Here is a 14,538-nt window from a genome sequence, read left to right as displayed (position 1 = left end):
TCAAACGCTTCCATTACGACGATCACGCACAACTGCAACAGCATTTAGCCAACTTCATCGACGCCTACAACTACGGTCGCAGGCTCAAAGCTCTGAAGGGTCTGACACCGTACGAATTCATCTGCAAGCAGTGGACATCCGAACCCGAGCGGTTCAAAGTGAATCCGATCCATCTAATGCCGGGACTGAACAGCTAGCATCGACGAACACGGTAGCCACGCCAGACCGGCATGGCTCGCAACTTCCTGCAATCCCGCTGACCCAGCCTTGATCCCTGCCCGCCACTTCGACTCCAACAGCACGTGTCTGCAAACCTTCGGCACGCAGCTCCCCACGTGCTCCCGCACACAGGTAAATGCCATGACTACCGAAGCAAAGTGCCCGTTCAACCACGCCGTCATCGGTACCGGAACCACCAATCGCGATTGGTGGCCCAAGCAACTGCGCGTGGATCTGCTCAGCCAGCATTCGAATAAGTCCAACCCGCTGGACCGGTCGTTCAACTATGCCGAAGCATTCAAGCGCCTCGACCTACAAGCGCTCAAGCAAGACCTGCATGCGTTGATGACCGATTCGCAGGACTGGTGGCCGGCCGACTTCGGCCATTACGGCCCGTTGTTCGTGCGCATGGCCTGGCATAGCGCCGGCACGTATCGCATTGGCGACGGACGTGGCGGCGGCGGACGTGGGCAGCAGCGCTTCGCCCCGCTCAACAGTTGGCCGGACAACGTCAGCCTGGACAAGGCGCGCCGCCTGCTGTGGCCGATCAAGCAGAAGTACGGCCAGGCCATCTCCTGGGCCGACCTGATGATTCTCACCGGCAACGTCGCGCTGGAATCGATGGGCTTTACAACCTTCGGTTTTGCCGGCGGCCGCGAAGATACCTGGGAACCGGATCAGGATCTGTAATTGGGTCGCGAAACCAAGTGGCTGGGTGGCGACGAGCGCTATTCGCGCGGCTCGCCGGGCGTGGAGGAAACGCACGGCGTGCTGGTGAAGGACGACGACAGCGAAGTGCCGCACAGCCGAGATCTTGAGAACCCATTGGCTGCCGTGCAGATGGGCCTGATCTACGTCAATCCGGAAGGTCCGGACGGCAAACCCGACCCCATCGCCTCCGCGTGCGACACCCGCGACACCTTCGCGCGCATGGCGATGAACGATGAAGAGACCGTGGCGTTGATCGCCGGCGGCCACACCTTCGGCAAGACCCACGGTGCCGGCCCGGCCGACAACGTGGGCGCCGAACCCGAAGCCGGCGAGCTGGAAAGCCAGGGTTTGGGCTGGCATAACCGCTACGGCAGCGGCAAGGGCGCCGACACCATCACCAGCGGCCTGGAAGTCACCTGGACCACCACCCCGGCGCAGTGGAGCAACGATTACTTCGACCATCTATTCGGTTTCGAGTGGGAGCTGAGCAAGAGCCCGGCCGGCGCGTACCAGTGGGTGGCCAAGAACGCCGACGCCATCATTCCCGATGCGTACGATGCCTCCAAGAAGCATCGCCCGACGATGCTGACCACCGATCTGGCGCTGCGCTTCGACCCTGCGTACGAAGCCATTTCGCGGCGTTTCCAGCAGCATCCCGAACAATTCGCCGACGCCTTCGCACGCGCCGGGTTCAAGCTCACACACCGCGACATGGGCCCACGCTCGCGCTACCTGGGTGCCGACGTGCCTGCCGAAGAGTTGATCTGGCAGGACCCGGTGCCGGCGGTCGACCACGCCTTGGTCGATGCGCAGGATGCCGCCGCGCTCAAGCAGACCATCCTGGCGTTCGGTTTGAGCGTAGCGCAGCTGGTGTCCACCGCGTGGGCGTCGGCCTCCACGTTCCGCGGCTCGGACAAGCGTGGCGGGGCCAACGGTGCGCGCATCCGCCTGGCTCCCCAGAAGGACTGGCAGGCCAATCAGCCCGAGCAACTGGCCAAGGTGCTCGCAACGCTGGAACGCATCCAGGCCGACTTCAACGCTGCACAATCGGGCGGCAAGAAGATCTCGTTGGCCGACCTGATCGTGCTGGCCGGTAACGCGGCGGTCGAACACGCAGCGCAGGCCGCCGGCCACAGCGTTACCGTGCCGTTCGCACCCGGCCGCACCGATGCCTCGCAGGAACAGACCGATGTGGAATCGTTCGCCGTGCTCGAACCGGTGGCCGATGGCTTCCGCAACTTCGCCAAGCGCCGTTGCGCGGTGCCGGCCGAGGCGCTGTTGATCGACAAGGCCCAGCTGCTCACCCTCACCGCACCGGAGTTGACCGTGCTGGTCGGCGGCCTGCGTGTGCTGGGCGCCAATGTCGGCGATTCCAAGCACGGCGTGTTCACCAGCCGTCCGGGCGTGTTGAGCAACGACTTCTTCGCCAACCTGCTCGACATGCGCACCGAGTGGAAGGCCACCTCGGAGGCGAAGGACGAGTTCGTAGGCCGCGACCGCAGCACCGGCGAACAGCGCTGGACCGGCACGCGCGTGGACCTGGTGTTCGGCTCCAACTCCATCCTGCGTGCGGTGGCCGAGGTCTACGCCAGCGCCGATGCACAGGAAAAGTTCGTGCACGACTTCGTTGCCGCCTGGACCAAGGTGATGCAGTTGGATCGTTTCGATCTGGCCTAAGCGTCCTCACTCATGCGCACCTGCCAGCGTCAGCCCGATAACACGAACGCCCCGATCACCGGGGCGTTCGTGTTTGCAGGGTCTATTGCATGACCACCTGTTGCGACAGCGCGCTACAACGCGTCGATATCGCCCAATGCCGTGATCAAGCGGCGCGCACGCTTGTCCGGCTTGCCCTCGGGCGCACGGTAGCCGGTGCGCTCGGCAGCGCGCTGCAGGCGCCATTGCGCGCGGGCCTCGCGCGAGCTGTCGCTTTCGATGTAGAGCGCCTGCGCTACCGGCGCCGGGCCGCGCACATCGCTGAGCGCGGCAATAGTGATCTCGAAAATTTCGCCGCCGCGGTCGATACGCAGTTGTTCGCCGCTGCGCAGCGCGCGCGATGGCTTGGGACGCTGGCCGGCCACGTCTACCTTGCCGGTCTCCACTGCGTTCTTGGCCAGGCTGCGCGTCTTGAAAAAGCGCGCTGCCCACAGCCAGACATCCAGTCTGACCGTCATCGCCTGTTCCAGCTCTAGATTCATTCGTCTCGCGGTCTCGTGTCGTGCGTTGGCTCGCGCAGCACACAATGGATGCGCAAGCACTGCGATCTCGGCAAACGCCGGCTCGGTTGCCGGCGTCTTCGGCGCCGATGGTATGCGCCAAAACCGATGTTTGGGCACGGCTGCGGAACTCAAGCGGGCAGGACCAGGTGCGACTTGGTCGCACCGCAGGACGTCACTGCCGGCGGACCGCCTCCTCCGCTAGGTGTTCGCTGTGGCCAGGGTGCGCGGCATGTCCGGGTTTGGATGCGCTGCGATCAACGCATCGTGGCGGCGTTGGTGCGCAGTGCCGCAGGCCGGGCGGCATGCCGCTGCACGAACGCGGTAAACGCAGGCCGCGGCTCAAGCATGCCGGTACGCGTGTAGAAACCCACCACCGCCGCCATGTACAGGTCGGCCGCGCTGAAGCGGTCGCCGGCCAGGTGTTCGCGGCCCGCGACCGCCTGTTCCAAGGTCTGCAGAAGGTCCGCTTCGTGGCCGTAGCCGGCGCTGCGTGCCGGTGCCAGCACGCCGCTTTCCTTCGTGGTCAGCAGCGCTTCCACTGGACCGGCCAGGAAAAACAGCCAGCGGTAATAATCGGCGCGCGCCGGCGATCCCGGCAGCGGCGCCAGGTCGGCCAGGTAGGCACAGATCGCCGCGTTCTCGGTGACGACCGTGTCGCCATGGCGCAGCGCCGGCACCTTGCCCATCGGGTTGATCGCCACATAGTCCGGCGCCTTCATTGTGGTGCCGTAGTCGAGGATGACCGCCTGGTACGGCAGGCCGGTTTCTTCCAGCATCCAGCGGGCGACCACGGCCGCGTGACAATGGGTGGGTGTAGAGCACGATCTCGGTGGACATGGGCAGACTTCCGTGGTTGACAGCCTGCAGTCTGGTCCTGCCCTGCTGACAGGTGCTGTCAGCAGTCGGCTCCGTAGCCGGTCGCCGCGCGCCAGCGCTTGATCAGCAGGTGCCGGCGCGAGGGATAGCGTTCGCCGTCGTCGGCCAGGGCCAGCACCCGGTCGGCCCGGAAGTGGCGGAAATCGCCGCGCAATTCGCACCAGGCGGCGATCATGCCGTAGCCGCCGAGAAAGGCCATCGCGAACGGCCAGACCCGCCGTTGCGCAGCGCCTTCGGCATCGGCGTAGTCAATCCGCACCACGTATTCGAGCCGGATGCCGCGACGCAGGATCGGCAGCCACGGTGCGCGCGGCTGCGCGACATCGGCCGCGGGCACCAGCAGCCCGCTGGTCTCGATCGATGCGCGCGCGATGCCGGGCAGCGCGGCGGTAATGCGCGCCACCGCGCGTTGCGCCGCCTGCGCCAGTTCCGGATCGGCCTGGCGCGCCACCTAGCGCGCCCAGGGTCAAGGCCTCCAGTTCGTCTTCAGTGAAATTCAGTGCCGGCAGCAGAAACCCGGGACGCAACACATAGCCCACGCCGGGATCACCCAGGATGTCGGCGCCCTGGGCGCGCAAGGTGGCGATATCGCGGTACAGCGTGCGCAGGCTGACGCCCAGCGCAGTGGCGAGCTGGGCACCGGCCACCGGCCGACGCCGTCCGCGCAGGGCGTCGAGCAGATGCAGCAAACGGGTCGCACGGATCACCATCGCGACAGCATAGTGGGCTTTGCGCCCGTGCTGCTTTGGGCCGCATATCGATCCTGCATTCGATTGCAGACGAATAGGCGCACCCACGGCCATCCACCCACGACAGCAAGGCCGGCGCATCAGCAAGCCAGCGCTGTCGACACGTCCAACCATGCTGCAGTCAGCCGAAACACACATCCCTATCCTCGCCAGGCCACACCGATCGCGCTGCCATGCAGGCACCCGACGCCTGCGGCAGCTTCGCATGCCGCTGCCAGACAAGGCATGCAGCGTGCTCCACGATCGGCGCATTCCCGCCACCTGCCCGCAAGTGCGCTGCAGCCTGGCTCACCCGAGCAATGCTAGTGTGCGCAGCTTCTGCGCGACGATACGACTGCGATGCCCAAAACCGCTGTCCTGACCGAAGGCCCGATCGGCAAAAACCTGCTGTTGTTCGCACTGCCGATCATGGCCGGCAACATCGCCCAGTCGCTCAACGGCTCGATCAACGCGATCTGGATCGGCCGCTATCTCGGCGAAGAAGCGCTGACCGCGGCGGCCAATGCCAACAGCATCATGTTCTTCCTGATCGGCTCGGTGTTCGGCATCGGCATGGCCTTGACCATCCTGATCGGCCAGGCGATGGGCGCGCGCGATATCGCCCAGGCGCGCAAGGTGATGGGCACCAGCGCCAGCTTCTTCGGCGGGCTGTCGGCGCTGATCGCCGTGCTGGGCTGGTACCTGGCGCCGCATCTGCTCACCGCGATGGGCACGCCGGCCGCCTCGCAAACGCTGGCCGAAAAGTATCTGCGGGTGATCTTCCTGGCGATGCCCACGCTGTATCTGTTCGCGTTCCTCTCGGCAGCCTTGCGCGGCACCGGCGATGCGCGCACGCCGTTCCGCTTTCTGTTGCTGTCGGTGCTGCTGGATATCGTGTTCAACCCGCTGCTGCTGTTCGGCATCGGCCCGTTTCCGGCGTTGGGCATTGCCGGCGCGGCCTGGGCCACGCTGATCGCGCAGGTCGTCGCATTGGCCGGATTGCTGGTGTATTTGCGCAAAAAACGCCATGTGTTGTGGCTGGGCCGGAGCGACGTGCGCCTGTTTCTCATCGACCCAGCGATCCTGCACGCGTTGATCGTCAAAGGCGTGCCGATGGGCTTGCAGATGGTGATGATCTCGCTGTCGATGATCGCCATGTTGTCGCTGGTCAATGGCTTCGGCACCGAAACTGCTGCTGCGTTCGGCGCAGGATTGCAGCTATGGAACTATGTGCAGATGCCGGCCATGGCGGTGGGCGCGGCGTGTTCGTCGATGACCGCCCAGAACGTGGGCGCCGGCCTGTGGCCGCGCGTGGATGCGGTTGCACTTACCGGCATCGCCGCCAATTTCCTGATGACGGGCCTGCTGATCGTGCTGCTGATCGTGTTCGATCGCTGGACGCTGGCCCTGTTCCTGCCCGAAGGCAGCGCCACGCTGGAGGTTGCCAGGCACCTCAACCACATCGCGATCTGGTCGTTCCTGCTGTTCGGTGTCAGCTTCGTGGTCTCGGGTGTGGTCCGCGCCACAGGTGCGGTGATTCCGCCATTGTTGATCCTGGCCTTCGCGCTGTGGGGCGTGCGCGTGCCGCTGGCCAACCTGCTGCTGCCGCATCTGGGCGCCGATGCGGTGTGGTGGAGCTTCCCGATCAGTTCGGCCTGTTCGATGCTGCTGTCGCTGGCGTATTACCGCTGGGGCGGCTGGCGCAAGGCACGCATGCTGGCCACTCCCACGCATCCGTCCGAACTTGCGGCGGCAGCGGAAGTGCCCGCACATCCGGCCTCGCCGGTCGCCGACCCGGCCCCGCTCACCGACGCACCAGGCGGTTAGTCACGTGTGCGGCAGGCGTACCGCCGGGGCCGCAACCACTGCTAGCGCATGCGTCCGGAACCGTCGCAGGACCAGGGGAGTTAGCCTCCGCACGCCGACCACTCTCGATCGAGAGCACGTGGTTGCTGCGAGCCTTACCGCAAGGCGCGGCGCGCATCATGCCCGGATGACGCAACCGAACATGCATTCCCACAAACGCAAACAGCCGCTCGAAGGCGGCTGTTTGGCAGTGGCGGGACAGGCCCGCCGATGTGGCTTACTCGGCCTTGGCAGCGGCCTGGCGAGCGGCCTTGGCCTGTGCAGCGGCGGCCAGGTCTTCCTTGATGCGGGCAGCCTTGCCTTCCAGACCACGCAGGTAGTACAGCTTGCCGGCGCGCACCTTACCGCGGCGCTTCACTTCGACCGAGTCGATAATGGCGCTGTGGGTCTGGAACACGCGCTCGACGCCGAAGCCGTGCGAGATCTTGCGCACGGTGAATGCGGAGTTCAGGCCGGCATTCTTGGTACCGATCACCACACCCTCATAGGCCTGCACGCGCTCGCGGTTGCCTTCCTTCACCTTGACGTTCACCACAACGGTGTCGCCCTGGTTGAATTCCGGCAGCTTGCGCTGGATCTGGGCGGCTTCGAAGTCAGCCAGGATGGTCTTGTTGAGTTTGCTCATGGTGGGCACCGCGTGTCTGGTGATATTGGACCGGCAGTCGCCGCACGGCGATTGCTCGAGGTTCGTAGGAGGGCCAGACGCAAGGCTGGCCAGCAAGCCGCATATTGTACCTCAATCAATCTTGCAAGAGCTAGGGGTGAGCCCTTATTTCTCGTCGCCCGGGGCGAGTTCGCGACGAAACTCGTCCAGCAGACGGCGATCGTTCTTCTCCAGCCCCGCCTCGTCGAGCAGGTCCGGACGACGCAACCAGGTCCGGCCCAGCGATTGCTTCCGGCGCCAGCGCGCGATTGCCGCATGGTTGCCCGACCGCAGCACATCGGGCACATCGCCCCATGCGTGGGTCGCCGGATGGCTGTAATGCGGGCAATCGAGCAGGCCTTGCGGGCCTTCAAAACTGTCCTGGGAGGCAGATTCGGCGTCGTTCAATACGCCATCCTGCAACCGCGCCACCACGTCCACCAGCACTGCAGCACCGAGCTCACCGCCGGACAATACGTAATCGCCGATGGAGATTTCCATATCCACCGCCTGCGCCAGAAAGCGCTCGTCCACGCCTTCATAGCGGCCGCACAACAACACCATGCGCGGCAACTGCGCCAATTCGCGTGCGAGCGCCTGCGTGAGCGGCCGCCCCTGCGGGCTGAGGTAGATCACGGGCGCAGGCCGCGTGTCTGCGGCCTGCACCGTCTCCAGGCAGGCCCGCAACGGCTCGATCAGCATCACCATGCCGGGCCCACCACCGAACGGACGGTCGTCCACACGGCGATAGTTGCCCTGCGCATGCTCGCGCGGATTCCAGCCCTGCAATTCCAGCAAGCCGCGTTCTTGCGCCCGCCCGACCACGCCGAACGCCGCGCATTGCGCGATGAACTCGGGGAACAGGCTGATGACGTCGATGCGCACTGGAGAATCGGGAATCGGGATTGGGAAATGGGTAGAGCAAGCGCGAAGCCGAAGCACCGCTTTGATCAGAAATCCGGATCCCAGTCCACCACGATCAGGTTGGCTTCGAAGTCGACAGACTTGACGAAATCCGGAAACACGAACGGAATCATCCGCTCGCGATCGCCACGCACCACCACCACGTCGTTGGAGCCGGTGGAGAACAGGTGCGACACCTTGCCCAGCTTGACGCCTTCGACGGTTTCCACCTGCAACTCTTCCAGATCCACCCAGTAATACTCGTCGGGCTTGGGCGGCGGCAACGCGCTACGCGCAACGTAGATTTCAGTCCCGTGCATGGCTTCGACCGTGTCACGGTCGGTGACGCCGGGGAACACCGCAATCAGATTCTTGCCCTGATCGCGCCCACGCACGCCGCTGACCACCGACTCCTGCCCGGACGGCGCGCGCACGATCCATGGCTGATACCGGAAGATGGCGGTCCGTGGCTCGGTCCAGGATTCGAGCTTCAGCTCACCCTTGACACCAAAAGCGCCGACAATCCTGCCTAACAGGATGCGGCGCTCGGTCTGCTTCATCTGCGTCGACTCTGGGCCAGGTGGCGATACCCGGCCCTCAAGATCAGGCCGCAGCGGCCTGGGACTTGGCTTCGCGATACAGGTTACGCACCTTGTCGGTCAGCTGCGCCCCGTTGCCGACCCAATGGTCGACGCGTGCGACGTCCAGCACGATGCGCGGTTCTGCGCCCTGGGCAACCGGGTTGTAGTAACCCAGCCGCTCGATGTTGCGGCCGTCGCGCGCGCTGCGCACGTCGGTCACGATGATGTGGTAGAACGGACGCTTCTTGGCGCCGCCGCGGGTCAGTCGAATCTTGACCATGGTGTCGTTTTCCTGAGTTGCCCAGTCGCCAGAGTGGCGCGGTAAGCCGGCTATTATAGCGGGCTCCGGCGGCGAAGCCAAGTCACCTCTGAACCACTCAGATCGCTTGCCAGACCTGGGTTTGCAGGGCCCGCTCCAGTTTTGCCAGCTGGGCGGCGGCGTCCGGCCACTGCACAGACCCGACCGCCGCCAATGCCTGTTGCCCGCGCGCATTGCAGCTGAAGCCGCCATCGAATGCGTGCAGCTCGCCCAGCGTGACAGGGCGCGTGTCCTGCTCGATGCCAAGCGCTTGCAGCCCGGCCTGCAGCAGACGCTGCCGGGTGCCGGGCAAGGCCGGCCCCTGTGGCCACACCACCCTGCCCTGCTGCCACAGGCCCAGATTCCAGAATGCGCCTTCCACCAATTGCTCCTGGGAATCGATCAACAGCGCATCGTCGAAACCGGCAAGCATTGCCTGACGGCGCAGCTGCAGCAGTGCAAAGGTGCCGACGTGCTTGAACAGCGATTGCTCACGCACGTAATTGGCCGGCTGCACGCGTATAGCGGTCGCGGGCATCTGCGCGGCGGGCGAGAGCGCGATCAACACATCCAGCGCCACAGCGCGCGATGGATCGCGCAGCTCGAAATCCTGCGAAAACACCGTGATGCGCACGCTCGCATCGGTGCTGCCGGCAACCGACAACGCAACGCGCAACTGCGCGCGAATGGCGTTGATATCGACCACAGCACCAAACAGGGCTGCGCTGTCGTGCTGCAGACGTTGCAGATGCAAGTCCAGCCCAAGCGCAGCGTTGTTGCGCACATGCAGCGTGGTGAAGTGGCCGTAATTGTTCAACGCCGCAGCACTGAGCTGGTCTGCGGTAGCGGCTACGCCATTGCAGAAGATCAGCGGCACAACAACACCTGCGCCTGTTCCCACCACTGCGTCACGACGTGCGCCGCCGGCTGTGCAGGCGCCATCCAGGCGGATTGGCCGGCCCAGGCCTGCATCGCATCCAGACGATTGTCGCGCGCGGCCGCCTGGCGCATCGGTGCGGTAAGACCGCGCTGCACCGGGTATGGCGCGGGTGGCGGCGCGTCTGCAGCGTTTGCTGCACTGACATACGGTGTGGCCAGCGCCCGCCCCAACCGGCCGGAAAACGCGCGGGTTGGCTGGGTATGCTCCGGCTCTGCCTGAGATAACGCATCGGCCCAGGCGCTCGGCAATGCAGCTTCGGGCGTGCGTAGCAAGCCGGTGCCGATCTGCACCGCGCTTGCGCCCAAGGTCAGCGCTGCCGCAATGCCGCGCGCATCGGCAATGCCGCCGGCCGCGATGACCGGGACATCGAGACGATCGACCAGGCGCGGTAACAGCGCGAACAACCCGGTCATCTGCTGCGCGGCGCGGCCGGCCTCGAACGCACCGCGATGGCCACCGGCTTCGGCCCCTTGCGCAACCACTGCATCGGCACCTGCTGCCTGCGCCGCGAGCGCTTCGTCCAATGTGATGGCGCAGGCGAACCAGGCGATCCCGGCATTCTTGAGACGTGCCACCTGATCGGGCCGGAAGACGCCCATGATCGATGAGGCAACTGCTGGCCGCGCGGCGAGCAAGGGATCCAATTGCGCGTCGAAATCGGCAGGTGTCGCGTCGCCCGCTGTCTCCGGCACCGGCGGCCCCCACTGCGCAAGAAACGCGCGCAGCCGCGCTTCGGTCGCCGCATCGCGCGCAGGTGCCGGGTCGGGAATCCACAGATTGATCTGCGCAGGCCCTGCGCTGGCCTCACGGAATGCAGCCATCCACGCCACGATGTCGTGCGGCTGCGATAACACGGCCCCCATCGCGCCCATGCCACCGGCGTTGGCGACCGCCGCCGACAACGGCACCGGGCAGGCGCCGGCCATGGGGCTGAGCAAGATCGGCAAGCGCAGCCCAAAGCGCTGCTGAAAGGCATCGACGTTGGAAAACCTGGTCATCCATCACTTCGCGCACCATGAGATGGCACATGGTAACCGCGACGGAGAGACGCTGATGCCGGCACACACGCGAGCATCTGCCGCGCGCGTCTGGCGCCTGCGCAGCAGATGTTCGCTGCGCTCAATGCGCCGGCATCGGCATGCGTTGCCGGTACCACTCTCTGACCCAGACACACCCAAACGCGAAGGCACGCAGGCGCTGCGGACGCTGTAGATAGGCGCCCCAAAAGCGCTAAATCGATAAACGCCGAAGCCGGTTGGATACACCATGCAGGTGGCCCGAATAGCCGCAATTCCAGGCAATAATCGCCATCGCAGGACGGGGACGCTGCGTGCAGGTTGGCGGCGTTGCGCTCGCCCACGCATGTTCCAGCCCCGGCCTACTCTTCGTAAACCACCACGCCCACGATGTGGCGGCGCCACTCGCGCGCGGCGACATCGTGCGCAGCCTCTTGGATGCCGCGCATGGCTGGCTGTTGCCTCGAGCTGTGGCAGGCGGGCGATCGTCTGCCCGGCACGGCTGGCGTTGCCCGCGTCTTCAGCAGTGGACAGTGCGCCTGCACGCCTGCGGGGCGCGACGCAATTGGGCAGTCGATGCACGCGACGACCAGTGCGATGCACAGCCAAAGGACGAGACTTGCCGGAACGACTGCCACCTTGATGTGGCCTGCCAAGCCAGCACAACGGCCAGCGCAAGACGCACGCATCGCGCGCCTGCGAATGTCTTCCCAGAGCGGCTTGCGCAGGTTGCTCAGCGGAACGGCACGCCACCGCGGCCACCGCGGCCACCCATGGCACCCATGGCACCCATGGCACCCATCATGCCCTTCATGTTGCGCATCAGGCCCTTCATGCCGCCGCCTGCCAGCTTGCCCATCATCTTTTCCATCTGCTGATACTGCTTCATCAGCTTGTTGACGTCGGCCGGCTGCATGCCCGAACCACGTGCGATGCGGGCGCGGCGCGAGCCGTTGAGCAGCGCCGGGTTGCGGCGCTCTTTTTTGGTCATCGAATTGATGATGGCGATCATGCGCGGCACTTCCTTGCCGGTGACCTGCTGCTTGACGTTGTCCGGGATCTGGCCCATGCCCGGCAGCTTGTCCATCAGCCCATGGATGCCGCCCATGTTCTGCATCTGCTCGAGCTGCTCCTTCATGTCGTTGAGGTCGAACTTCTTGCCCTTGGCGACCTTGGCGGCCATTTTGGCGGCCTTTTCCTGGTCGACGCTGTGCTCGACCTGCTCCACCAGCGACAGCACGTCACCCATGTCCAGAATGCGGCTGGCCACGCGATCAGGATGGAACACATCCAGGCCGTCGGTCTTTTCGCCGGTACCGACGAACTTGATCGGCTTGCCGGTGATGTAACGCACGCTCAGTGCGCCGCCGCCGCGGGCGTCACCGTCGGTCTTGGTCAGCACCACGCCGGTCAGCGGCAGCGCCTCGCCAAAGGCCTTGGCGGTGTTGGCCGCATCCTGGCCGGTCATCGCATCGACAACGAACAGGGTTTCGGTGGGGTTGACCGCGGCGTGCAACGCCTTGATCTCGTCCATCATCGCCGCATCGATCGCCAGACGGCCGGCGGTGTCGACCAGCAGCACGTCGACGAACGACTTTCGCGCATCGCTGATGGCGGCGCGGACGATGTCGACCGGCCTCTGCGACGCATCGGAGGCGAAGAACAGCACCCCGACCTGTTCGGCCAGGGTCTTGAGCTGCTCGATCGCGGCCGGGCGGTAGACGTCGGCCGAGACCACCATGACCTTCTTCTTGCGCTTTTCCTTCAGATGCTTGGCGAGCTTGCCGACCGTGGTGGTCTTGCCTGCACCCTGCAGGCCCGCCATCAGGACGATGGCCGGCGCCGGCACGTTGAGGTTGAGGTCGGTCGCGGCCGCGCCCATCACGGCGGTGAGCTCGTCGCGCACCACCTTGATCAGCGCCTGGCCCGGGGTCAGCGACTTGAGCACTTCCTGACCGACTGCGCGCACCTTGATGCGCTCGATCAACGCCTGCACCACCGGCAGCGCGACGTCGGCCTCGAGCAGCGCGATGCGCACTTCGCGGGTGGCTTCGCGGATGTTCTCCTCGGTCAGGCGGCCGCGGCCGCGCAGGCGCTCCATGGTGCCGGAGAGACGTTGGGTAAGGGACTCGAACATGCGCAAAGGACCGCGTAAGGGGAAACGGGTGCCGATTATAGCGGCACCGGCTGGCGGCCTGCCCCGGCCCGGCAACGGAGCCCGTGAGACACTCTTCCAACGTGCCGCGAAGCGGGCAATTAGCCAGGACCGGGGCCGCCACGCGCAGAAACGGCAGCAAGGCCAGCAAAAGATGCTCTACTGCGGTGCCCGCTGCACCCCGCGTCATCGGTCGCTCCCTCGCTGCGTGGTACTGCCCCCATCCCTGCCAGCAAAACCCAAGCGACCCACGGCCCAGGCTTTCCCGAATCCCGAATCCCCACTCCCCGCCCCACCATGCGAAACTTCCACGATGACAATCGTTCTCATCGCGTTCGCCCTGTATCTGTTGGCCACGTCGCTGCTCACCCGGGCGGTGTTGCGCGATGGCAACCAGTCACCTGCGCTCTGGCTGGCGCCCGCATTGGCTGCAGTGGCGTTGCACGCCGGTTACCACGTGCTGGTGGCGGTGCGCACCGCCGGCGGGCCGGACATGCATTTCTTCGCTGCCTTGTCGTTGTGCGGGCTGGGCATGGCTGCGCTGACGGCGGTGTTCGGCGGCCGCGGGCGGATGGCCGCGGTGGGCGTGGTGGTGTTCCCGCTGTCGGCGATCCTGTTGGCCAGCTACCACGCCTACGGCCATGAGCCCAGCTCGGATCTGGGCTGGCGACTGGAATTGCACGCGTGGCTGGCCTTGCTGGCCTACGCCACGCTGGGCATCGCGGCGCTGCTGGCAATCATGCTGTGGCTGCAGGAGCGCGCGTTGCGGCGGCGCGATTTCCATACCTGGCTGCGCGCACTGCCACCGCTGACGGAGCTGGAAACGCTGCTGTTCCGCACGATCACGGTGGGCTTTGTGCTGTTGAGCCTGACCCTGCTGACCGGGCTGTTGTTCGTGCAGGACTTCCTGGCGCAGCGGCTGTTGCAAAAGACCGTGCTCAGCATCCTGTCGTGGATCGTGTTCGGTGCGCTACTGATCGGCCGCTGGCGCAATGGCTTGCGCGGCACCAAGGCGGTGCACTGGACACTGACGGCGATGGCGCTGCTGGTGCTGTCGTTCTTCGGCAGCAAGTTCGTCATCGAGTTGGTACTGGGGCCGCGTTGAGCGCGGTGGGCGTAGAGAGACATCCCAGGTTTGAAATCGAGTCGGGCGACGTGCGATCTCCAGGAGTGCGCATGCCCTGACTGGTGCGCTGGCCGCGCGCGCATGGATCGATCGTCCGCGGGGCGCTAGGTGTTTGATCCCATGCTTTGATGGTGCACTATTTTCCCTCGATTGGAAGGAAGCACTATGGGCCAGGTTCTACACGGGAGCGCCACTACGACAGAAGCGATCCGTCGAGCGATACAACATAGTCAAGAGAGCCTGAGAGCGCTGTCCAA

11 protein-coding genes and 3 pseudogenes are annotated in these 14,538 nt (G+C 65.4%); 4 read left to right on the top strand and 10 right to left on the bottom strand.

The genetic code is table 11. The annotated features are described in order from the left end of the window. Both XAXN_RS00730 and katG read left to right on the top strand, forming a co-directional pair. Positions 1–197, top strand: a 197-nt coding sequence (locus tag XAXN_RS00730; RefSeq protein WP_054318126.1) for an IS3 family transposase, incomplete at its 5' end; no start/stop codon positions are given. A gap of 163 nt (positions 198–360) precedes the next feature. Beyond that, positions 361–2,607: pseudogene (gene katG / locus XAXN_RS00725) on the top strand (catalase/peroxidase HPI). Between the two features lie 113 nt (positions 2,608–2,720). On the opposite strand, the gene XAXN_RS00720 reads toward katG, so the two are convergent. The 3 genes and pseudogenes from XAXN_RS00720 to XAXN_RS00710 all read right to left on the bottom strand — a co-directional run bounded on the left by XAXN_RS00720 (position 2,721) and on the right by XAXN_RS00710 (position 4,735). Then, positions 2,721–3,128 carry an RNA-binding S4 domain-containing protein gene (locus tag XAXN_RS00720; RefSeq protein ID WP_054318125.1) on the bottom strand — a complete coding sequence of 136 codons (408 nt, stop codon included), beginning with the start codon at positions 3,126–3,128 and terminating at the stop codon, positions 2,721–2,723. Between the two features lie 219 nt (positions 3,129–3,347). Continuing rightward, positions 3,348–3,986, bottom strand: a pseudogene (locus XAXN_RS00715) (glutathione S-transferase family protein). Positions 3,987–4,044: 58 nt separating this feature from the next. Further along, a pseudogene (locus tag XAXN_RS00710) lies at positions 4,045–4,735 on the bottom strand (helix-turn-helix transcriptional regulator). A gap of 378 nt (positions 4,736–5,113) precedes the next feature. Here XAXN_RS00710 and XAXN_RS00700 point away from each other — a divergent pair. Beyond that, positions 5,114–6,580 carry an MATE family efflux transporter gene (locus XAXN_RS00700; protein ID WP_054318124.1) on the top strand — a complete coding sequence of 489 codons (1,467 nt, stop codon included), beginning with the start codon at positions 5,114–5,116 and terminating at the stop codon, positions 6,578–6,580. Between the two features lie 256 nt (positions 6,581–6,836). Here XAXN_RS00700 and rplS read toward each other — a convergent pair whose 3' ends face one another. From rplS to ffh, 7 genes are all read right to left on the bottom strand, one after another. After that, positions 6,837–7,244: a 50S ribosomal protein L19 gene (rplS, locus tag XAXN_RS00695; RefSeq protein WP_005989873.1), complete on the bottom strand. Its 408-nt coding sequence runs from the start codon at positions 7,242–7,244 to the stop codon at positions 6,837–6,839. A gap of 144 nt (positions 7,245–7,388) precedes the next feature. Beyond that, positions 7,389–8,147: a tRNA (guanosine(37)-N1)-methyltransferase TrmD gene (gene trmD / locus XAXN_RS00690; protein ID WP_042821619.1), complete on the bottom strand. Its 759-nt coding sequence runs from the start codon at positions 8,145–8,147 to the stop codon at positions 7,389–7,391. Between the two features lie 65 nt (positions 8,148–8,212). Continuing rightward, complete coding sequence (gene rimM / locus XAXN_RS00685; protein ID WP_042821618.1) at positions 8,213–8,725, bottom strand: ribosome maturation factor RimM; 513 nt, start codon at positions 8,723–8,725, stop codon at positions 8,213–8,215. Positions 8,726–8,768: 43 nt separating this feature from the next. Next, positions 8,769–9,026, bottom strand: a complete 258-nt coding sequence (gene rpsP / locus XAXN_RS00680) for a 30S ribosomal protein S16 (RefSeq protein ID WP_003484223.1) — start codon at positions 9,024–9,026, stop codon at positions 8,769–8,771. Between the two features lie 97 nt (positions 9,027–9,123). Continuing rightward, positions 9,124–9,921, bottom strand: coding sequence for an aminotransferase class IV family protein (locus tag XAXN_RS00675; protein WP_054318123.1), 798 nt, complete (start codon positions 9,919–9,921; stop codon positions 9,124–9,126). Further along, positions 9,912–10,982, bottom strand: coding sequence for an NAD(P)H-dependent flavin oxidoreductase (locus tag XAXN_RS00670; protein WP_054318122.1), 1,071 nt, complete (start codon positions 10,980–10,982; stop codon positions 9,912–9,914). Before XAXN_RS00670 ends, XAXN_RS00675 begins: the two co-directional genes overlap by 10 nt. 751 nt (positions 10,983–11,733) lie before the next feature. Beyond that, on the bottom strand, positions 11,734–13,137 hold the full coding sequence (gene ffh, locus XAXN_RS00665; RefSeq protein WP_054318121.1) for a signal recognition particle protein: 1,404 nt from the start codon (positions 13,135–13,137) through the stop codon (positions 11,734–11,736). Positions 13,138–13,468: 331 nt separating this feature from the next. Here ffh and XAXN_RS00660 point away from each other — a divergent pair, with 331 nt between their 5' ends. Continuing rightward, positions 13,469–14,260 (top strand): cytochrome C assembly family protein, encoded by a 792-nt coding sequence (locus XAXN_RS00660; protein ID WP_054318120.1) that lies wholly within the window; start codon positions 13,469–13,471, stop codon positions 14,258–14,260. The last annotated feature ends 278 nt before the right edge of the window (positions 14,261–14,538 follow it).

Origin of the sequence: Xanthomonas axonopodis (assembly GCF_001304695.1) — a bacterium.
GTDB lineage: Bacteria > Pseudomonadota > Gammaproteobacteria > Xanthomonadales > Xanthomonadaceae > Xanthomonas > Xanthomonas axonopodis.
The sequence above is the reverse complement of the archived record's forward strand: the minus strand, read 5'-3'. Positions and strand labels throughout refer to the sequence as shown.